Below are 17,237 nucleotides of genomic sequence, written 5' to 3' on the forward strand. Positions count from 1 at the left end.
CGCTCTTGGGTTAAAGCGCACGCAAGATTTCCTGCAGCCCCGGCTCGTCGACCAGACCGGCCGCAATCCCGGCATCAAACCAGGCTCGCTCGCGCTGGCCTTCCTCGGGAAAGCGCTTCTCGACTCGATCGACCTTGAGGAGGAATGCAAGAACCTCGACATCCTCGCCGAAGGAGTCGCTGCGCAGCTTGGCGTAGACATAGCTGCCGATCGGTTTCGAGCCGATCTTGCCCTTCACCCCGGCCTCTTCCCAGGCCTCCTGTTCGGCTGCAGAGGCAAGGCTGCGTCCTTTCATCGGCCAGCCCTTGGGCACGATCCAGCGGCCAGTCCCGCGCGAGGTCACCAGCAGCACCTCGGCCACACCCTCGCGTTTGCGCGTGCAGATCGCCGCCACCTGCAGATGCGGCGGCCTCTGGCCCATCAGGCCCGAGACGATTTCCTTGACCTTTTTCACGCGCGCGATGCCTCCCAAGGCGCGGTTCCCTCCAGCACGTGACGCGCCAGCGCCACGGCCCGTTCGGCATAGGCCGCGTTGCGCGGATCATCAAGCGCGCAACGCGACATCACCCAACCCGCCGAGGCAAAAGCCCGCAGCGCCATGAAAACCGGCAGCAATGCCCGTTGATCGGGCGGAAGCGGACGCAGCGCAGAATATCCGGCCAGCAGACCCTCCACCAAAGCGGGCAATTGCGGGTCCCGCCAGGCCGAAACCAGCGCCGTTCCGAGGTCATAAAGCCGCCAGCCCGGCCCGCTGTCGTCAAAGTCGATCAGCGCCAGACCCTCGGGCCCGCGCAACACGTTTTCGCGCAAGAGATCGGCATGGATCGGCCCGAAGTCGCGCGCCTGCGTGACCCGGTTACGCGCTTCGTCCCGCGCGGCCAGCAACAGCGCCCGGCCCTTTTCATCAAGCGCGGGATTATCCCAAAACGCACCCCAGCGCGGGCGCTCCCCCAGAAGCGCCTTGGCATCCCAGGGCTTGCGCGGGAAATCATCCGGCACCGCCCCGGCATCGCAGGCGCCATGAAACCGCGCGATCAGCGCGCCCAGCTCCGCCGCCTCGGCGCGCACCTGCCCGGCATCGCCCACCAGCGGCAGATGCCCTGCCCCGATCGGCTCGCCCGCGAGCCACTCGACGCAAGAAGCCCGGCGATTGGCGACATGGCCCGTCCAGCCACCATTGATCGCCCGCACCGGGCGCGGCACGGGCACGCCCGCATCGGCCAGCGCTGCACACCATTCGAGCTCGGCCTCGATCGCGGCAAGGCTCTGATAGCCCGGACGATGGAGCCGCAGCGCAACATGGCGGCCATCGCGCAGATGCGCCTCGAAGACGACGTTCTCGCCGATCCGCACCAGCCGGGGCGGCGCGCTCGCGTTGCCCCAGAACGCCAGCGCCGTCTGCGCCATCGCGTGTGCCTTTGCCTCAGAAATCACGGCTTGCCTCGTCAATCGCCTCGCCCAATGCCTGCGCCAAAATCCCGGCATGCGCCCGTGCGAATGGCATGGGCGGCCGGATTTTCAGAATATGCTGCGCGCGTCCAACGCGCCCGATCAGGATGCCACGGCTTTTTGACAGCTCCACGACACGGGCCGCGAAATCGGGCTCGGGGCGCCCGTCGCGCGCGCATTCAAGCCCCAGAAACAGCCCGAAGCCTCGCACATCGGCGATCATCGGATGCGAAATGCTGCGCAGCATTTCCAGCAGATGCCCGCCCACATCACGCGCGTTTTCGACCAGGTCTTCGTCCTCGATCACATCCAGCACCGCATTCGCCGCCGCGCAGGACACCGGGTTGCCGCCGAAGGTGTTGAAATAGCCAAACGCGTTGCGAAAAGCCGCCATCACATCAGGCCGCGCCACCACCGCCGCCACCGGATGGCCATTGCCCATCGGCTTGCCCAGCGTCACCACATCGGGCGCAATGCCCAGGAATTCATGCCCCCACCAATGGCTGCCGATGCGACCAAACCCCGGCTGCACCTCGTCGCACAGGATCAGCCCGCCCGCGCGGCGCACCACCTCGACGGTCGGATCAAGGAACCCCGGCGCAATGCCGGGCGTGCCTTCGTTAGCGAAAATCGGGCAGAGCATCAGCCCCGCAAACCCGTGCCCCGTGGCCTCCAGCTCGGCAATCGCGCACGCCACCCCTTCGGCAAAAGCCTGCGGCTGCGCGCTCATGCTCCCGCCCAGCGGTGCGAGGCTGTCGGGCGCAGGCACGCGGCGGATATGGTCGGGCCAGCCCCCGATCGGCGGGCGCCGCGTCGACAGCTGCGCCACCGCCGTGGTGTTGCCGTGATAGGTGTTGTCGGTCGCGATGAAGCCGCGCTTGCCGGTGACCGCCTGCGCCATGCGCAACGCCACGTCATTCGCCTCGGAGCCGGTGCAGACCATCAGGATCTGGCGCAGGTCGTGACCAAACTTCGCCACCAGCCGCTCGCCATAATCCAGGATCCCCTCGTGCAGATAGCGCGTGTGGGTGTTCAACTGCGCCGCCTGCCGCGCGATCGCCTCGACGACATGCGGATGGCAATGCCCGACATGGGCCACGTTGTTGTAGCAATCGAGATAGCGCCGCCCCTCGGCATCCCACAGCCACACACCCTCGCCACGCACGATATGCAAGGGTTCGTCGTAGAAGGTCGGCACGTTGGGGCCCAGAAGGGCGGCCCGCCGCGCGATCAGATCACTCGTCATCGCCCACCTTCCCCCGCATCGCCTTGACCTCGCCGCGGATCGTCTTGGCCTTGAGCCGCCGCTTCTGACTGCCCAGCGTGGGCTTCGTCTTGACCCGCCGCTTCGGCGCCACCAGCGCGGCGCGGATCATCTCGGCCAGCCTCTCACGCGCGATCTCGCGGTTGCGGGCCTGACTGCGGGTTTCCTCGGCGCGGATCACGATCGCCCCGTCCGAGGTCCATTTCCGCCCCGCCAGCCGCTTCAGCCGCGCCTTCACCGGCGGCGCCAGATGCGGGCTGCGCTCGGCCTCAAAGCGCAACTCCACCGCCGTCGAGACCTTGTTGACGTTCTGCCCCCCCGGCCCCTGCGCGCGGGTGAAGCTTTCGGTCAGTTCCCAGTCGGCAATCGAGAGTGTTTCATTGATCCAGAGCATGCGCGCGAGCCTAGCCACACCGCCACAAAAGAAAAGCCCCCGCTTCTTCTTGGCGCAAATACGCCTCGGGGGTCCGGGGGTGGGAACCCCCCGGCCTCAGGCCCGCAGCCGCGCCCCGTCATGGCCGAGGATCTCGACCTCGATCAGGCTGCCTTCGGGCATGTCGCGGTCAAACGAGACCTCGGTAAAGAATTCCGTGCGCGCGAGACGCGGGCCTTCCGTCAGCACGAGGCGCTTTTGCCCGACCTCCGCTTGCAGATGACGGGCCAAGGCCGCCTCGCCCGCCGCACGCAGCCGCGCCGCACGTTCCTTGATTGCCGGGCCCTGCACGCGCGGCATTCGCGCCGCCGGCGTGCCCTTGCGCGCCGAGAAGGGGAAGACATGCAAGAACGTCAGCCCGCAGTCCTCGATCAGCCGCAGCGAGTTCTCGAACATCTCTTCGGTCTCGGTCGGGAAACCGGCGATGATATCGGCGCCAAAGACGATCCCGGGCCGCAACCGCCGCGCCTCTTCGCAGAAGCGGATCGCATCGTCGCGCAGATGGCGCCGCTTCATCCGCTTGAGGATCATGTCGTCGCCATGCTGCAGCGACAGATGCAGATGCGGCATCAGCCGTGGCTCGGTGGCAATGGCCAGCATCAGGTTTTCGTCGGCCTCGATGCTGTCGATCGAGGAAATCCGCAGCCGCGCCAGATCGGGCACCAGCCGCAAAATCCGCATCACCAGATCACCCAGACGCGGCGCGCCGGGCAGATCGGCGCCCCAGCTCGTCAGATCGACGCCGGTCAGTACCACCTCGTGGAAACCGCGCTCCACCAACCGCTGGATCTGTTCGACCACCACCCCCGCCGGGACCGAGCGCGAATTGCCCCGCCCGAAGGGAATGATGCAGAAGGTGCAGCGATGATCGCAGCCGTTCTGCACCTGAACATAAGCTCGGTGGCGGCCAAAACCGTCGATCAGATGGCCGGCGGTTTCCTTGACCGACATGATGTCATCGACCATCACCCGCTCGGTCTGGCCGATGAAGTCGGGGCCCTGCGGCGCGAGCTGCGCCCAGGTCTCGGGCTGCATCTTTTCGTGGTTTCCGACGACACGGGTCACCTCGGCCATAGCGGCGAAGGTCTCGGGTTCGGTCTGGGCGGCGCAACCCGTCACGATCACCGGCGCGCCGGGGTTTTCGCGCGCAAGGCGGCGAATCTCCTGCTTGGCCTTGCGCACGGCCTCGGCGGTCACCGCGCAGGTATTCACCACCACCGCGCCTTCCAGCCCGGCCTCGGTGGCCAGCTCTTTCATCGCTTCGGTTTCATAGGCATTCAGCCGGCAGCCCAGCGTCGAGAAGACGGGCGGTTTCATTCCGTGCCCCGCCAGATCCCGTCGAAGACATGGGCCCAGGGGCCCTCCATCAGCACGCCGTCCTCGGTCCAGTCGATGAACAGCGAGCCGCCATCCAGCACCACCTCGATCCGGCCTGTGGCCAGCCCGCGCCGGATTGCCGCCACCGCGGAGGCGCAAGAGGACGAGCCCGAGGCCTCGGTCACGCCGACGCCACGCTCCCACACCCGCACGCGCAGCCGGTTCGACCCGATCATCTGCGCCAGCTGCACATTGGTGCGCTGCGGGAACAGCGGGTGATGCTCGGTCGCGGCGCCGATGGCGCAGAGGTCGGCCGCCTCGATATCGTCGACGAAATAGGTGCAATGCGGATTGCCCATGCCGGTCGCGGTGGGCGCGCCATCAATCGGCAGTTCAAGCGTGTCCATCGCATGCGCGAGCGGAACATCGGCCCAGTCCAGGAGGGGCGCGCCCATGTTGACGCGAATCAGCCCACCCCCGGCATTCCACGCCTGCAACTGCCCCCGCTCGGTCACGATCGAGAGCGTCTCCTTGCCCGGGTTGCACGCGAATTCATGGCCCGCCACGCAGCGCGTCGCATTCCCGCAAGCCGCCGACATCGAGCCATCCGAATTCCAGAACAAAAGCTCGATATCCGCCTCGGGATGGCTGCGGATCACCGCCAGCTGATCGAATCCCACGCCGCGATGGCGGTCGCCCATGGCGCGCGCAAGCGACTCGGTAACGACCGGGCCGGTTTCCCGCTCGTCGATGATGACAAAATCATTGCCCAAGCCATGCATCTTCATGAAAGGCAGGCCGGCACTCTGGCGCGCGTTCGTGTTCATGGCGCGCATATACGCCCGGCCAATGTTTTTTTCCAGAGGGACGATTTTTCTGGCGTTTTGCCCTTGACCCGTCCGACCCGGGTTTGTAGAGACCCGCCACGTGATGTGGGCCGTTAGCTCAGTTGGTAGAGCAACTGACTTTTAATCAGTGGGTCGCAGGTTCGAATCCTGCACGGCTCACCACTTCACCCCCAAAATGACACTGCACCCAGGCTGTTCGCAGCGTGATCTCGCGCGGCTGTCATCCGCTATCCCCCGACGCACGCGACAGAATTTCGAACAGGCGGGCAAAGCTCGCCTCGGTGTTTTCCGGCTCGTCCATGGCGATGAACGCATCCAGATCCGCCCAGACGCGGATCGCGGCATCGACCTGCGGGTCGGACCCGGCGCTGTAAAGCCCCGCCTGAATCATCATCTCGGCCCGATCATAGGCGCCCAGATGCGCGCGCGCCTGACGGATCATCTGGTTCTCGGGCAGGCTGGCGGCATGCGGCAACGAGCGGGACACCGAGCGCAGCAGGTTCACCGCCGGATAACGCCCCCGTTCGGCGATCGCGCGGTCGAGCACGACATGCCCGTCAAGCACCCCGCGCAGGATATCGGCCACCGGCTCCTCCATGTCGGAGCCCGGCACCAGTACCGAAAAGATGCCCGTAATATCGCCCTGACCCTCCAGCCCCGGCCCCGCGCGTTCCGCCAAGGCCATGATCTGCTGCGAGACCGAGGGCGGATAGCCCTTGAGGCTCGCGCTTTCGCCCGCGGCCAGCGCAACCTCGCGATGGGCCTCGGCAAAGCGGGTCACGCTATCGGCCAGAAACAGGACGTGCTGACCCTGCTCGCGGAAATGCTCGGCCACGGCCATCGCAGCCCAGGCGCAGCGCCGCCGCACGAGGGGCGACTGATCGGAGGTCGCCGCCACCACGACCGAGCGCGCCATGCCCTCTGGGCCAAGCACCGTTTCGACGAATTCGCGCAGCTCGCGCCCGCGTTCGCCGACCAGCGCGATCACCACGACATCGGCGCTGAGCGCGCGCGCGAACTTGGCCAGCAGCGAGGATTTGCCCACGCCCGAGCCCGCAAACAGCCCGATCCGCTGGCCGCGCACGATCGGCAAAAGCGTGTTGAACGCGGCAAGCCCGGTTTCAAGCCGCTCGCCCAGCCGCTTGCGCAGCGCCGCCGGTGGCGGAGCCGCACGTAGGCTGCGTTCGACCGCGCCGCGCATCAATGGGCGCCCGTCCAGCGGCGCACCAAAAGCATCGACGATCCGCCCCTTCCAGCTGTCATCGGGTGCGATTCCCACCGGCCCCAGCAACTCAACCCGCGCGCCGATCGTCACACCCTCAGCCGCGCCATCGGCCAAAATCGTCACCCCGCCCGCGCGCAGGGCAAGCACCTCGCCCCCGATCCTGCGCCCGTCGGGGAGCAAAAGACGCACACGATCGCCCAGAGCGGCCCGCGACGACAACCCGACCACCTCAAGCGTCCCTGCCCCGGTCTGCACGACCCGCCCCAAACTGCGTGCCGAGCCGAGCGCCGCAATCTCCGCCTGCAAATGTTCGAAAGCTGTCTGCGCCATTCTGGCCCTCCGATGTTCTCGAAAGGTTTTCTAAACGATTCTCTCTTAAGCCTTGGTTGATAGCTCGGAGGAGAAACCCCGATGTTCGAGAAACTCGAGATCTTTCAAATGGCCCAGGCGATGGCCTCGCATGCCTCACTCAGGCAGAACGCGATCAACCAGAATATCGCCAATGCCGATACGCCCGGGTTCCGCGCCCGCGATGTCGAGCCTTTCGCCGCGCGCTATCAGGCCGAAACGGCAACGCCCCTCAAATCCACGCGCGCCACGCATCTGAACCTTGACCGCAGCCTGCGCGCCGAGCTGCGCGAGCGCGCCGATCCCGATGAGATGAGCCCCGATGGCAACACCGTTTCGCTCGAAGATGAAATGGTGCGCGCCGTCGAGGTGAAACGGCAGCATGACCTCGCGCTTGGCATCTACAAAAGCGCCCTCAACGTGATGCGCACGAGCCTTGGCAGGAGCTGACGATGAACGATTTCACCCAGGCCCTTTCCGTTTCCGCTTCGGGCATGAAGGCGCAGTCGATGCGCCTGCGTCATGTCTCCGAGAATATCGCGAACGCCGATACCCCCGGCTACCACCGCAAGAGCGTGAGCTTCGAAGCCGCCATGTCCGACCCCGACAGCGCCGGCACGGTGCAACTGGGCGATGTGCAGCTCGATACCCGCGACCTCGCGCGGATCTACGACCCCGGCCACCCGCTGGCGGATGCAACCGGCTACTACGACGGCTCGAATGTCGATCTGGTGGTCGAAATCGCTGACGCGCGCGAAGCGCAGCGCAGCTACGAGGCGAACCTCAGGATGTTCGATCAGACGCGGCAAATGTCGTCGGCTCTGCTCGAACTGCTTCGCCGTTAACCAAGAGGAAATCCAGAATGGATGTCAGAACCTCTTTCGCAACCCAGGGCTACGCTCAGGCCAGATCGGCGGCGGCGGCAAAGCCGCAAGCCGCCGGGGCCGGGCAAACCGGCTTCGCCAAGGCCGCCGATGGCTTCGCGCAGATGCTGCGCGAGGGCGAGGAAACCGCGAAATCCGCGATGATCGGTGGCGCCGATCCGCATGCGCTGGTGCAGGCGCTCGCCCAGACCGAACTGGCCGTCGAAACTGCGGTGACCGTGCGCAACAAGGTCGTCGAGGCCTATCAGGAAATTCTGAGGATGCAGATCTGATGTTCGAGGAAATCGTCTTTTTCGACACGCTGCGCCAAGGCCTCTGGATCGCCGTGATGATCGCCGCGCCGATGCTGGCTGTAGCCCTTGTCGCCGGGGTGAGCATCGGCCTCTTTCAGGCCCTGACCTCGGTGCAGGAAATGACCCTGACGTTTGTCCCGAAAGTCGGCGCCATGCTCATCGTCTTCTGGGTCTCGATGTCCTTCATGTCGAAGTCCCTCGTCGATTTCTTTCAGGGGCAGATCTTGCCCCTTATCGCGGGGAGCTAGTCCATGGACAACGCAATCTACAGCACGCTCAGCCGCCAGTCCGGCCTGATGCAGGAAATGCGCGCGGTGGCGAATAACATCGCCAATATCTCGACGGCGGGGTTCCGCCGCGAAGGCGTCGTGTTCTCGGAATATGTCGCGAGCCTCGACGGGGCCGAGCCCTCGCTTTCGATGGCTTTCGCCCATGGCCGCGAGGTCGACCTGCAGCAAGGCGCCCTCGCGCAAACCGGCGGCACCCTGGATTTCGCGATCGAAGGGGAGGGGTTCTTCAAGATCGAGACCCCCTCGGGCGAACAACTGACCCGAGCGGGTAATTTCTCGCTTTCGGCGCAGGGGGAATTGTTGACGGCCGACGGCCTGCGCGTGCTCGACATGGGCGGCAGCCCGATCCTTGTACCACCGGGCGCGGGCCCGATGTCGCTGGCGGCCGATGGCACCCTGTCAACGGATGGCCAGCCACTCGCGCAGATCGGTGTCTTCCTGCCCGCCGATCCGCAGGACCTGCACCACACTGGCGGCACGCGTTTCGAAACCCGAGGCGGCACCATCGAAGCCGAAGGCCACGTGCTTTTGCAAGGCTTCGTGGAGGAATCCAACGTCAACCCCGTCTCTGAAATCGCCCGCATGATCGAGGTGCAGCGGGCCTATGAAATGGGCCAGACCTTTCTGGAACGCGAAGACCAGCGCGTTCGTAACGTGATCTCGACCCTCAGCCGATAAGGAGCCCTGAAGATGCGCGCATTACAGATCGCAGCCACCGGGATGAGCGCCCAGCAAACGCGGGTCGAGGTGATCTCGAACAACCTCGCGAACATGTCGACCACGGGCTACAACGCCCGCCGCGCCGAATTCGCGGACCTTCATTATCAACAACTTACCCGCCCCGGCACGGTTTCCGCGAACGACGGCACCACCATTCCCGCCGGCGTCCAGCTAGGCCTCGGTGTGCGCCCCACCGCCGTCAGCGTGACCCTCGCGCAGGGGTCGCTGACGGCCACCAATGGCGATCTTGACCTGGCGATTGACGGCAATGGCTATCTGGAAGTCACCCTGCCCTCGGGCATCTCGGCTTATACGCGCGACGGCGGGCTGAAACGTTCGGCCGATGGGCAAATCGTGACCTCGGATGGATACCCTGTCGTGCCCGACATCACGATCCCCACGGATGCGCGTTCGATCGCAATCAATGCCTCGGGCGAGGTTTATGCCTATTTCAGCGATCAGGTCGAAGCACAGCTGCTTGGCCAGTTCACGCTGGCCTCTTTCACCAATGAAAAGGGTCTTGAGGCGATGGGATCGAACCTGTTCCTTGAGACCGGCGCCTCGGGCCCGCCGATGGTGGCCACGCCTGGCGAAGATGGTCTTGGTACCGTTCGACAAGGTTATCTTGAAGAAAGCTCGGTCGATGCCGTGCGCGAAATCACCGAACTGATCAAGGCCCAGCGCGGCTATGAACTGAACTCCAAGGTGATCTCGGCCGCCGACCAGATGCTGGGCGCAACGACGCAGGTGCGCTGATGAACCGATTTCTACTTGTTTTGGCCTCTCTGGCCCTCGCGCCTCAATCCGGAAGCGCCGACGCATTGGTCGCCCGGCATACCATTCGCGCGCAGACCATTCTGCAACCGCAGGACATTCAGCTCGTCGAACAGGATTTCGCCAGCGCGATCACCGATCCGCAGCAAGCCGTCGGCCTCGAAACCCGGATCGCGATCTATGCCGGCACCCCCTTGCAACCCTCTTTCCTGCAACCGCCAGCGATCATCTCGCGTAACCAGATCGTGCCGCTCGTCTTCTCCAAAGGCGGGCTCACCATTCGCACCGAGGGGCGCGCGCTTGATCGCGCCGCCGCCGGCGACTCCATCCGTTTCATGAACCTCAGCTCGAAAGCCGTTCTGCGCGCCCAGGTGCAGCAAAGCGGCGAAGCGATCGTCATTTCTGATTGAAGGTGCCCCTTATGCGTCTCAAGTCACTTCTTCTCTGCGTCGCCCTGCTCCCCGCCTGCCAGCGCCTGGAAAATGTCGGGAAGGCCCCGGATTTCACCCCAGTCGAGAACGGCAACGAGTTCTTTGCAATGGCGGCAACGCCGCTTGCACGCGAGGTTCCGCGCAATCAACCGTCGGATCGTGCGTCGCTCTGGTCTGGCTCGCGCGCTTCCCTGCTGGGCGACCGCCGCGCTGCCGAGCGCGGTGACATCCTGACCGTCGTGATCGAAATCGACGACGAGGCGAAAATCTCAAACTCGACGGGCCGGTCGCGGAGCGGGTCGGATGCGATGGGCCTTCCGGCGCTGCTTGGAATTCCTCAACGCCTTAACGAGCAACTCCCCGATGGGGCCTCGATGGCCGAAGCATATGCGAGCAACTCAAAAAGCTCCTATCAAGGTGACGGTTCGGTCGCCCGCAAGGAAAAGCTAACGCTCCGTGTCGCTGCGACGATCATCGAGAGACTCCCGAACGGCGTAGCGCGCATTCAGGGGAGCCAAGAGGTCCGCGTGAATTTTGAGGTGCGCGAGTTGATCGTAACCGGCTTCGTACGCCCGGAAGATATCAGCCGCCAGAACGAGATTACCTACGACAAGATCGCTGGCGCGCGGATTTCTTACGGCGGTCGCGGCCAGATCACGGATGTCCAGCAGCCACGTTACGGGCAGCAGGTCGCGGACATCCTGCTTCCGTTCTGAGGATCACGATGAACAAGATTCTTCCCCTTTTGCTCGCCCTTGTCGGCCTTGGAGCAGGTGGCGCTGCAGGCTACTTTCTGCGGCCTGCACCGGAATTCATCCCTGAACACGGTGAAGCCACTAGTTCTGAACCGGCACATAGCGACGCGCATTCCGATCCGGACGCGGTGACGGCCGAATATGTTAAGCTTAACAATCAGTTTGTTATTCCGGTTGTCACTGAGGCGAAAGTCACGTCGCTCGTGATCATGTCGGTGAGCCTGGAAGTCACTCCGGGCGAGACAGAAAAAGTATATACGCTGGAACCGAAACTGCGGGACAGTTTTTTGCAGGTGCTGTTTGATCACGCCAACGCAGGCGGCTTCAACGGGGCTTTTACCCTGAATGGGAACATGGACGTGCTGCGCCAATCGCTTCTTGAAGCCGCGCGCCACGCCCTTGGGCCCTCTGTCCAAGCCATTCTTATCTCGGATATCGTGCGCCAGGACACGTAGAACAGAAACACCGTACAGAAGTCGTTCCCATCGACCGCGACACCCTGCTCCCTAACCTGTGCGAGCGCATGATCCGTTAAAGACGGAGCGTAAGACCCGCCGGAGTCGCGCCCACCTTCAGCAACTGAAGCGCAATAGAGCCCGAACTCTGCGCCTGCGCGTCGCTGAGCTGCCTGTTCAGCAGCATCCGCTGAACGAGACTCTGGAGCTGTTCTGCGTCTTCAAGAAGACCCGGGTCCGATGAGCCAAATACGTCCCGCGTCTTTTCCTGATAAATCGTTACCTGCTGATCCACGTCTAAAGCGCTGACCGCTTCTGGCAGTCCGAGCGCCGATCGAAAGACAGATGCCAGCGGATCCGAGCCGATGATGGAGAACCATTTTGTCTTCTCAGATGCGGTTCCCGAAATCACTTCAGGCAATTCCCGGTTCGCATTCAAGGCCAGTCTGAGGCCCTGATCTATCTCCCCCACAGCTCGCTCGAATTGTCGGGCTTCGAAGGAGGCGATGATCCGATCCGCAAAATCCGACAGGATGGTTCTGGGAGTGTTGTAGTCGCCGAACCCAAATTCGACCGTCAAGGCCAGATAGCGCTTGTCAGACAGCTTGTGCGCGAGAGCATCGTTCGTCAGAGAGCCTTCCTCGAGGACGCGCTGTATGAAGTACTTGTTATCGATATCATCATCGAGACCGAAGGCGCCCAAAGCGACTTCAAGTAGCCTTCGATCGGATACGAGTTCCGCAGCAGAAGAAACTGTAGAGATCCACTCGCGGAAATAGTCCTCCTTGCGCTGGACATCGGAAGCTGCGGTAAAGTTCGCGAGTTGCTTGTCGTAGGTCCGCTGCAGGAAGGCCCAGCCGGCATATCCGCCGACGGGGACCGAAGGTACATAGCTCATTGTCGAGACGCAGCCAGAAGCCGCTCCTCCCGTGGCAACAATGCCCGGAGTGCTTTGAGCGCGTGATAGTGCTGATCCTCGAGGATCGCCGACGTCGCCTGGGTCAGCTTCGCGCGACTATCCGCATCGGTGAAGACCTGCGAGAGCTGTTCGAGCCCGCGCAAAATCTGAAGTCTGGCCTCATCCGGATCGATGTCCCCGGAAAGAACCAGCTGCGCGATATAGCAGACACGTCGCACGGGTGTATTGACCTGCTCGGGATGAATCGCATCGCGAAGCCTGAGAATATTCGCATTCGGCGTCATGATGGCAAGACGCGAGCGGCGATCGCCATTCTCGATGACAGCACCGTTGATGAGGATCCGCTCTTTTGGAGCCAGCTTGAGAACAAGGCCTGTCATTGGGTGCCTCCATCCGCTCGCAATCCGCGCATGATCGAGGTGTTGATCTCGACCAGAACCGCAGCGGACGCCCTGCCAGCGAGCACTTTACGGCTATGAAGTTGCGTGAATTCATTGAGATAGAAAATCCGGGCGCGGAGCATTTCGGGCAGCGCGTTTTCGGGCAGCGCCACATCGCTCGCAAGCGCAGTCCAGAGGCGGCGGTTTTCATAAACTGCCTGCGCCAACTGGACGAAGTTTGTCGCGCCACCATCCACAGCATCTTTCAGGCGGTGGGTAATCCGGGCGAAGAGCTCATACTCCATACCGCGTGGCGTTCGCGTTGGTTGAGCAGGGTTTGCATAGGCCTTTCGGGCCATCGTAGACGCGTTCACGGAAAATCCTTCCTGTGCAGCATTCATCAACACGCGGCTTTGCCGCGGTGGAAAGGAGCGCCGTTTCCGGCGCCCCTCAGGTTATCAGCGGAACAGCGAAAGGATGTTCTGCGGTTGCTGGTTCGCGATCGACAGCGCCTGGATGCCAAGCTGCTGTTGCGTCTGCAGCGCCTGCAGACGCGCCGAGGCCTCTTCCATATCGGCGTCGACAAGCGCGCCAATCCCGGCCTTCATCGAATCCGAGAGGTTCGAGATGAAATCCGCCTGGATCTGGATGCGGCTTTCCGCCGAACCGAATGCCGCCGCCGCGTTGGTCGCGGTCTGGATCAGCGTTTCGATATTCGACAGGGCCAGCGCCGAGTCACCGCCGTTGTTGTCGTCCACGTTGAGCGAGCTCAGCAGCCCAAGACCACCGGCGCCGGCATTTTCGTATTGACCGGTGATGGTGATCGAGTTGGTGCCGTCGTTCGTGATCGAGAGAGTCCCCGCGGTGCCGCTGTTATAGTCGACCGTTACGTTCGCGCCCGAGGCCTCGATCGCCGATTTGAGTCCCACAGCAACCACATCCGCAGTGGTCGTCGAGGCGACATCCTCAGCCGTCACGGTGTAGGAGATGTTGAAATCACCGATCCGCATGTTGATCTTGTCGCCCGCGGCAAGGTTGGCATCGACGACGACAACGCTGCCGACATCATCCGTGCCGCCGCTCGCGTCCAGCGAGAAGGAGAAAGCGTCAGCCGTATCGGTGGTCACACCATCGGTCCCGGTGAACACGGTCGCCGCCGTGTAGCCGCCAATTGCGAGGTTCTGCGCCGAGACGCCGATGTGATCCGCCGTCACCGTGCCATCCGAGGCGCGGTTCAGCGACGAAAGCACATTCACCGTCGAGCCCGAGGACCCATCGACGAGGTTCATGCCGTTGAATTGCGCGGCGCTGACCACGGCTTCGATCTGCTCGCGCAGGGCCGCAACATCGGTCTGAATCTTGGCCTTGTCGACGTTCGATTCCTGTGCGGCGACGATCTTGCCTTTCATCTCGGTCAGGAGATCGGTCACGGTTTCCGCGGCTTGGCGGGCCACAGCAACGGTCGACTCGCCCAGCGCGAGGCTGTCCGAGATCCCCTGGAAGCCCTTCACGTCCGATTCCATCACCTTCGAAATTGCCCAGACGGCGGCGTTATCCTTGGCCGAAGCCACCGATTTGCCCGTCGAGATTTCGGCCTGGGTCTGCGCGAGCCCCGAGTTGATGCCTTTGAGGGTTTGCAGCGCGACCATGGCGCTGGTGTTCGTCAGAATGCTGGACATAGCATATCCTTTCATGCGTCGACGCTTTGCGTCGTGTTTTCCAAACCGCCTTAAGCGGCACTCATGGCTTTCTGACCGTTGCGCCCGATACCCGAAGCGCGCCATCGCAACCGATGCCCGTCCATACTCCCGACAGTTCCCTAAAGAATGGCTAAGGCCGGCACAGTGGCCGGCCCCTTTTCCATTCAAATTTGAATCCGGTTTTAGGCACGCTTCTCGATCGACCGGCACTCCGCCGAGATCGCCTGCGATTTCCCGCGCGTATCGTAACTCGTGAAGCCCTGCGCCGCTGTTCCAATGGCCCGCAATCGCCGCTGCGCCGCGCGAACCCCCTCCAGGCTTGCCTTCAAGGCGCGCTGATTGCGAAGCGCCAACTCCTTGAGCTTGGCTGTGTTCTGCGGCGCAAGCGGGCTCATCGCGGCCAGCAGTTTCTCCTTTTGCGCGACGAGGGCAGGCAGATCGGCGAATGCACCGGCGCGGAGCAGACGCAGCTCCTCCTCAAGAAGCAGCAGCAAGGCGTCCGGCGTTGTTCCCTGCGTCATTTTTGCTCCTCCCGGCACATCGACTGGAAAATCGTCTCGGCCAGCCCGATCCCCCCGCGCGCCGCCATGAGATTCGCGTGCTCATCCCGAAGGAACGACGCGAATTGTTCTTCACCGATCCCGCCGGAAAAGGCGCCGGACCCATCGCCAAGCCCCGTGTGTTTCAGCATCTCTGCCAGAAAACTCGCCTCAAGTTTCTGCGCGGTGAGGCGCGCCGCGCGCGCATCACAGCTTTGTCGCACCGCGTGAGGCGGCGACGATGCTACAGGAGCCAGGGGCATATCAGACATCGGATCTCTCCAATTCGAACGATTTCAGCCAAGTTTCCCACCAAACGGTAAAGAAGCGGTAACCTCCTTTCGGCAATCTGGCGGCCTCAGACAGAAAGTCTTCGACCCATGACAATCGCCTTGTTGCCCGAGATTCCCGTTCCAAAGCGAGGCACCGGCCTGCAGCCGGAAGCGCAGGCCGTGCTGCCGTCATCCATTGCGGGTCAGTTCCATGCTCTCGTCTGGCCAGTTCCGGTTCAGGCGGCTTCGTCTGAGATATCAAGCGAGCGCGTCTTGCCAGTGGGTTCACATAAGCCCGCATCCAAAGAACCTGAGGTGAGATCGGGGCCCGAACCCGAAACCTTTGTCATGGGGCCCGAGATCCCGGCCCCGCAGCCGGTGTTTGTGCCTGCTCCGGCGCACACTCCCATCAGGCCGCAGGCGCCCGCGCCAGAGAGCGCGCAGCCTGAACCCGAACAACCCACCGGCCCCGACGCGGGAAACTCCGCGCATTTCCCTGGTCATGTCTCTGGTGTCATGCCAATGGAACCTTCGCGGCCCATGCCCCTCGACAGGGCGCCTGAAGACACCTCGCGACCCTGGCTCAGCCCAACGGATACACCCGCCCCCGCGCTGGCCCAACCAATGGCGCCCCGCCCTACGGTGTCTTCGCCTAATTCTGCGCCGATGCCCCATCCGGTGCCCTCCGCAGAGACCGCAGTGGACCAGCCCGAACACGGTATCGCTCCTCAAAACCCGAAAGCATCGGTCGGATTGGCCCCGGCCGCTTCCCCGACGCATTCGCCCGCCCCCATTCCTCTCACCGAGGCGATTGACCCGCTTGAAGCCCCCCCCGTCGCACAAGCCGCCGACAAGGCTGAAGGTCAAGCTGACGACTTCACCAGGACGCCATCCGCCGGAAGGAGAAGCAATGATGAACTAACAAGTTCAATTTTTGTGGCCCGACCCATGCATGGCTCTCAGGAGCGCCCTAAGGAAGACAGATCCACCAATAGAATGCCTGCTCAGGCCATACCGAGGGAGGCGGCGACACCTCGCGCTGCACTGCAACCGATAACCCCCGCGACCTTCGAATCGCCGGGTTCTTTCGTGCCGGATATGCGTCAGCGCACGGCGGACACGGCAGTGCCCCCCGACGCTGCTGCCAAGCCTGCCGACGTGGCGACAGAGCACAACGCGCGGGGGCCCACCCCGCAACCTATGGGTGCGGGCGCGTCGAACGGGGACAACAAGACGGAAGCCGTGGTCGCGGCGCCGACGATGCGAGCGGCAAACGAGGCAGAGCCAGCCGCGACGCAAGCCGTCACCCCCGCATCGCGCCCAAATCCGAAGCCGAATCCGGATGTCGACGCGGCGCCCCCCCTCAAACCCTCAGCCGAATCCGCCGGTCTGACGAGCAAGCCTTCGCCAGAGGCATCTGGCGAAACCGAACTGGCACCCCCCATCACACCGCATCAAACCAGTCCCGCCAGCCCCTCGAGTGGACCGGCCGCGCATGCAAATGACGTGGCCCGCCCGACAACAGCACATGCGATTTCCGAACAGCTTTCGGTGGCGGTGGCGCAGGCAACCGACGGGCAGATCGAAGTATCTCTTGCGCCGGAAGAGTTGGGCCGCGTGAAGCTGAGCCTACAGCACGGCGACAACGGGCTGACCGTTCTGCTGCAGGCCGAGCGTCCGGAAACGCTGGAACTCATGCGCCGCAACATCGAGTTGCTGCACCGCGATTTCCGCGCGCTCGGCTACGAGCAGATCACCTTCGACTTCACCCAGAACGGGGCGGGCCAAGGTTCGGGCTTTCACGAGCGGGCGCGGCCACCCAATACCGAAGGCAACGCCGCCCCGCCCATCACCCCAAACCCACCCGGCCAGGAACTGCGCCCGGTTTACCACCCGGCGCTGCAGGCAGGCGGGCTCGACATCCGGATATAAGGAAGGACG

23 protein-coding genes and 1 tRNA gene are annotated in these 17,237 nt (G+C 63.7%); 11 read left to right on the plus strand and 13 right to left on the minus strand.

All coding sequences use genetic code 11. The annotated features are described in order from the left end of the window. Window positions 1-10: 10 nt before the first annotated feature. The 6 genes from CLN94_RS08105 to dapF form a co-directional block, all read right to left on the minus strand. Window positions 11-454 carry an NUDIX hydrolase gene (locus CLN94_RS08105; protein WP_245845157.1) on the minus strand — a complete coding sequence of 148 codons (444 nt, stop codon included), beginning with the start codon at window positions 452-454 and terminating at the stop codon, window positions 11-13. Next, complete coding sequence (locus tag CLN94_RS08110; protein WP_179300270.1) at window positions 451-1,434, minus strand: phosphotransferase enzyme family protein; 984 nt, start codon at window positions 1,432-1,434, stop codon at window positions 451-453. Before CLN94_RS08110 ends, CLN94_RS08105 begins: the two co-directional genes overlap by 4 nt. Beyond that, entirely contained in the window at window positions 1,424-2,695 is a 1,272-nt protein-coding gene (locus tag CLN94_RS08115) for an aspartate aminotransferase family protein (protein ID WP_096433023.1), read from the minus strand. Before CLN94_RS08115 ends, CLN94_RS08110 begins: the two co-directional genes overlap by 11 nt. Next, on the minus strand, window positions 2,685-3,107 hold the full coding sequence (gene arfB / locus CLN94_RS08120) for an alternative ribosome rescue aminoacyl-tRNA hydrolase ArfB (protein ID WP_096433025.1): 423 nt from the start codon (window positions 3,105-3,107) through the stop codon (window positions 2,685-2,687). Before arfB ends, CLN94_RS08115 begins: the two co-directional genes overlap by 11 nt. Window positions 3,108-3,203: 96 nt before the next feature. Further along, on the minus strand, window positions 3,204-4,463 hold the full coding sequence (gene mtaB / locus CLN94_RS08125) for a tRNA (N(6)-L-threonylcarbamoyladenosine(37)-C(2))-methylthiotransferase MtaB (RefSeq protein WP_096433027.1): 1,260 nt from the start codon (window positions 4,461-4,463) through the stop codon (window positions 3,204-3,206). Beyond that, on the minus strand, window positions 4,460-5,299 hold the full coding sequence (gene dapF, locus CLN94_RS08130) for a diaminopimelate epimerase (protein ID WP_096433029.1): 840 nt from the start codon (window positions 5,297-5,299) through the stop codon (window positions 4,460-4,462). Before dapF ends, mtaB begins: the two co-directional genes overlap by 4 nt. A 98-nt stretch (window positions 5,300-5,397) precedes the next feature. Between dapF and CLN94_RS08135 the strand changes: the two genes are divergently transcribed. Then, window positions 5,398-5,473, plus strand: a tRNA-Lys gene (locus tag CLN94_RS08135). A 58-nt stretch (window positions 5,474-5,531) separates the two neighbouring features. Here the strand turns inward: CLN94_RS08135 and CLN94_RS08140 are convergent. After that, on the minus strand, window positions 5,532-6,866 hold the full coding sequence (locus tag CLN94_RS08140; RefSeq protein WP_096433031.1) for a FliI/YscN family ATPase: 1,335 nt from the start codon (window positions 6,864-6,866) through the stop codon (window positions 5,532-5,534). Between the two features lie 81 nt (window positions 6,867-6,947). Here CLN94_RS08140 and CLN94_RS08145 point away from each other — a divergent pair, with 81 nt between their 5' ends. Genes CLN94_RS08145 through CLN94_RS08185 form a run of 9 tightly spaced genes read left to right on the plus strand, consistent with a single transcriptional unit; the run spans window position 6,948 to window position 11,486 of the window. Continuing rightward, window positions 6,948-7,334, plus strand: coding sequence for a FlgB family protein (locus CLN94_RS08145; RefSeq protein ID WP_096433033.1), 387 nt, complete (start codon window positions 6,948-6,950; stop codon window positions 7,332-7,334). A 2-nt stretch (window positions 7,335-7,336) separates the two neighbouring features. After that, a complete protein-coding gene (gene flgC / locus CLN94_RS08150) occupies window positions 7,337-7,729 on the plus strand; it encodes a flagellar basal body rod protein FlgC (protein WP_096433035.1) in 393 nt (130 codons plus the stop codon). Window positions 7,730-7,746: 17 nt separating this feature from the next. Beyond that, on the plus strand, window positions 7,747-8,040 hold the full coding sequence (gene fliE / locus CLN94_RS08155) for a flagellar hook-basal body complex protein FliE (RefSeq protein ID WP_096433037.1): 294 nt from the start codon (window positions 7,747-7,749) through the stop codon (window positions 8,038-8,040). Continuing rightward, entirely contained in the window at window positions 8,040-8,309 is a 270-nt protein-coding gene (locus CLN94_RS08160; RefSeq protein ID WP_096433039.1) for a flagellar biosynthetic protein FliQ, read from the plus strand. The genes fliE and CLN94_RS08160 overlap by 1 nt, the downstream gene beginning before the upstream one ends. A gap of 3 nt (window positions 8,310-8,312) precedes the next feature. Next, on the plus strand, window positions 8,313-9,029 hold the full coding sequence (locus CLN94_RS08165; protein ID WP_096433041.1) for a flagellar hook-basal body complex protein: 717 nt from the start codon (window positions 8,313-8,315) through the stop codon (window positions 9,027-9,029). A 12-nt stretch (window positions 9,030-9,041) separates the two neighbouring features. Next, window positions 9,042-9,827, plus strand: coding sequence for a flagellar basal-body rod protein FlgG (flgG, locus tag CLN94_RS08170; protein ID WP_096433043.1), 786 nt, complete (start codon window positions 9,042-9,044; stop codon window positions 9,825-9,827). Further along, on the plus strand, window positions 9,827-10,255 hold the full coding sequence (gene flgA, locus CLN94_RS08175) for a flagellar basal body P-ring formation chaperone FlgA (protein ID WP_096433045.1): 429 nt from the start codon (window positions 9,827-9,829) through the stop codon (window positions 10,253-10,255). The genes flgG and flgA overlap by 1 nt, the downstream gene beginning before the upstream one ends. Window positions 10,256-10,266: 11 nt before the next feature. After that, the gene (flgH, locus tag CLN94_RS08180; RefSeq protein ID WP_096433047.1) at window positions 10,267-10,992 is read left to right on the plus strand and encodes a flagellar basal body L-ring protein FlgH; all 726 of its coding nucleotides are present in this window, start codon (window positions 10,267-10,269) and stop codon (window positions 10,990-10,992) included. 8 nt (window positions 10,993-11,000) lie between these two features. Further along, complete coding sequence (locus CLN94_RS08185; RefSeq protein WP_096433049.1) at window positions 11,001-11,486, plus strand: flagellar basal body-associated FliL family protein; 486 nt, start codon at window positions 11,001-11,003, stop codon at window positions 11,484-11,486. Between the two features lie 76 nt (window positions 11,487-11,562). On the opposite strand, the gene CLN94_RS08190 is transcribed toward CLN94_RS08185, so the two are convergent. From CLN94_RS08190 to CLN94_RS08215, 6 genes are all read right to left on the minus strand, one after another. After that, window positions 11,563-12,384: a DUF1217 domain-containing protein gene (locus CLN94_RS08190; protein WP_096433051.1), complete on the minus strand. Its 822-nt coding sequence runs from the start codon at window positions 12,382-12,384 to the stop codon at window positions 11,563-11,565. After that, the gene (gene flbT, locus CLN94_RS08195) at window positions 12,381-12,785 is read right to left on the minus strand and encodes a flagellar biosynthesis repressor FlbT (RefSeq protein ID WP_096433054.1); all 405 of its coding nucleotides are present in this window, start codon (window positions 12,783-12,785) and stop codon (window positions 12,381-12,383) included. Before flbT ends, CLN94_RS08190 begins: the two co-directional genes overlap by 4 nt. Further along, complete coding sequence (gene flaF / locus CLN94_RS08200) at window positions 12,782-13,186, minus strand: flagellar biosynthesis regulator FlaF (protein ID WP_342744541.1); 405 nt, start codon at window positions 13,184-13,186, stop codon at window positions 12,782-12,784. The genes flbT and flaF overlap by 4 nt, the downstream gene beginning before the upstream one ends. 57 nt (window positions 13,187-13,243) lie before the next feature. Further along, entirely contained in the window at window positions 13,244-14,464 is a 1,221-nt protein-coding gene (locus CLN94_RS08205) for a flagellin (protein WP_096433056.1), read from the minus strand. 203 nt (window positions 14,465-14,667) lie between these two features. Next, window positions 14,668-15,006: a hypothetical protein gene (locus CLN94_RS08210; protein WP_096433058.1), complete on the minus strand. Its 339-nt coding sequence runs from the start codon at window positions 15,004-15,006 to the stop codon at window positions 14,668-14,670. Beyond that, complete coding sequence (locus tag CLN94_RS08215; protein WP_096433295.1) at window positions 15,003-15,287, minus strand: rod-binding protein; 285 nt, start codon at window positions 15,285-15,287, stop codon at window positions 15,003-15,005. Before CLN94_RS08215 ends, CLN94_RS08210 begins: the two co-directional genes overlap by 4 nt. A gap of 708 nt (window positions 15,288-15,995) precedes the next feature. Here CLN94_RS08215 and CLN94_RS08220 point away from each other — a divergent pair. Next, a complete protein-coding gene (locus tag CLN94_RS08220; RefSeq protein ID WP_179300272.1) occupies window positions 15,996-17,228 on the plus strand; it encodes a flagellar hook-length control protein FliK in 1,233 nt (410 codons plus the stop codon). Window positions 17,229-17,237: the final 9 nt, after the last annotated feature.

Origin of the sequence: Pseudothioclava arenosa (genome assembly GCF_002358085.1) — a bacterium.
Lineage (GTDB): Bacteria > Pseudomonadota > Alphaproteobacteria > Rhodobacterales > Rhodobacteraceae > Pseudothioclava > Pseudothioclava arenosa.

Excerpts from the sequence above, each read along its gene's own strand:
- CLN94_RS08115 (WP_096433023.1), bottom strand. The coding sequence starts at position 2,695 with ATGACGAGTGATCTGATCGCGCGGCGGGCCGCCCTTCTGGGCCCCAAC.
- CLN94_RS08215 (WP_096433295.1), bottom strand. The coding sequence starts at position 15,287 with ATGCCCCTGGCTCCTGTAGCATCGTCGCCGCCTCACGCGGTGCGACAA.
- CLN94_RS08140 (WP_096433031.1), bottom strand. The coding sequence starts at position 6,866 with ATGGCGCAGACAGCTTTCGAACATTTGCAGGCGGAGATTGCGGCGCTC.
- dapF (WP_096433029.1), bottom strand. The coding sequence starts at position 5,299 with ATGCGCGCCATGAACACGAACGCGCGCCAGAGTGCCGGCCTGCCTTTC.
- CLN94_RS08185 (WP_096433049.1), top strand. The coding sequence starts at position 11,001 with ATGAACAAGATTCTTCCCCTTTTGCTCGCCCTTGTCGGCCTTGGAGCA.
- arfB (WP_096433025.1), bottom strand. The coding sequence starts at position 3,107 with ATGCTCTGGATCAATGAAACACTCTCGATTGCCGACTGGGAACTGACC.
- flaF (WP_342744541.1), bottom strand. The coding sequence starts at position 13,186 with ATGAATGCTGCACAGGAAGGATTTTCCGTGAACGCGTCTACGATGGCC.
- CLN94_RS08145 (WP_096433033.1), top strand. The coding sequence starts at position 6,948 with ATGTTCGAGAAACTCGAGATCTTTCAAATGGCCCAGGCGATGGCCTCG.
- flgH (WP_096433047.1), top strand. The coding sequence starts at position 10,267 with ATGCGTCTCAAGTCACTTCTTCTCTGCGTCGCCCTGCTCCCCGCCTGC.
- flgA (WP_096433045.1), top strand. The coding sequence starts at position 9,827 with ATGAACCGATTTCTACTTGTTTTGGCCTCTCTGGCCCTCGCGCCTCAA.
- CLN94_RS08210 (WP_096433058.1), bottom strand. The coding sequence starts at position 15,006 with ATGACGCAGGGAACAACGCCGGACGCCTTGCTGCTGCTTCTTGAGGAG.
- CLN94_RS08165 (WP_096433041.1), top strand. The coding sequence starts at position 8,313 with ATGGACAACGCAATCTACAGCACGCTCAGCCGCCAGTCCGGCCTGATG.
- CLN94_RS08160 (WP_096433039.1), top strand. The coding sequence starts at position 8,040 with ATGTTCGAGGAAATCGTCTTTTTCGACACGCTGCGCCAAGGCCTCTGG.
- flgG (WP_096433043.1), top strand. The coding sequence starts at position 9,042 with ATGCGCGCATTACAGATCGCAGCCACCGGGATGAGCGCCCAGCAAACG.
- CLN94_RS08190 (WP_096433051.1), bottom strand. The coding sequence starts at position 12,384 with ATGAGCTATGTACCTTCGGTCCCCGTCGGCGGATATGCCGGCTGGGCC.
- flbT (WP_096433054.1), bottom strand. The coding sequence starts at position 12,785 with ATGACAGGCCTTGTTCTCAAGCTGGCTCCAAAAGAGCGGATCCTCATC.
- flgC (WP_096433035.1), top strand. The coding sequence starts at position 7,337 with ATGAACGATTTCACCCAGGCCCTTTCCGTTTCCGCTTCGGGCATGAAG.
- CLN94_RS08205 (WP_096433056.1), bottom strand. The coding sequence starts at position 14,464 with ATGTCCAGCATTCTGACGAACACCAGCGCCATGGTCGCGCTGCAAACC.
- mtaB (WP_096433027.1), bottom strand. The coding sequence starts at position 4,463 with ATGAAACCGCCCGTCTTCTCGACGCTGGGCTGCCGGCTGAATGCCTAT.
- fliE (WP_096433037.1), top strand. The coding sequence starts at position 7,747 with ATGGATGTCAGAACCTCTTTCGCAACCCAGGGCTACGCTCAGGCCAGA.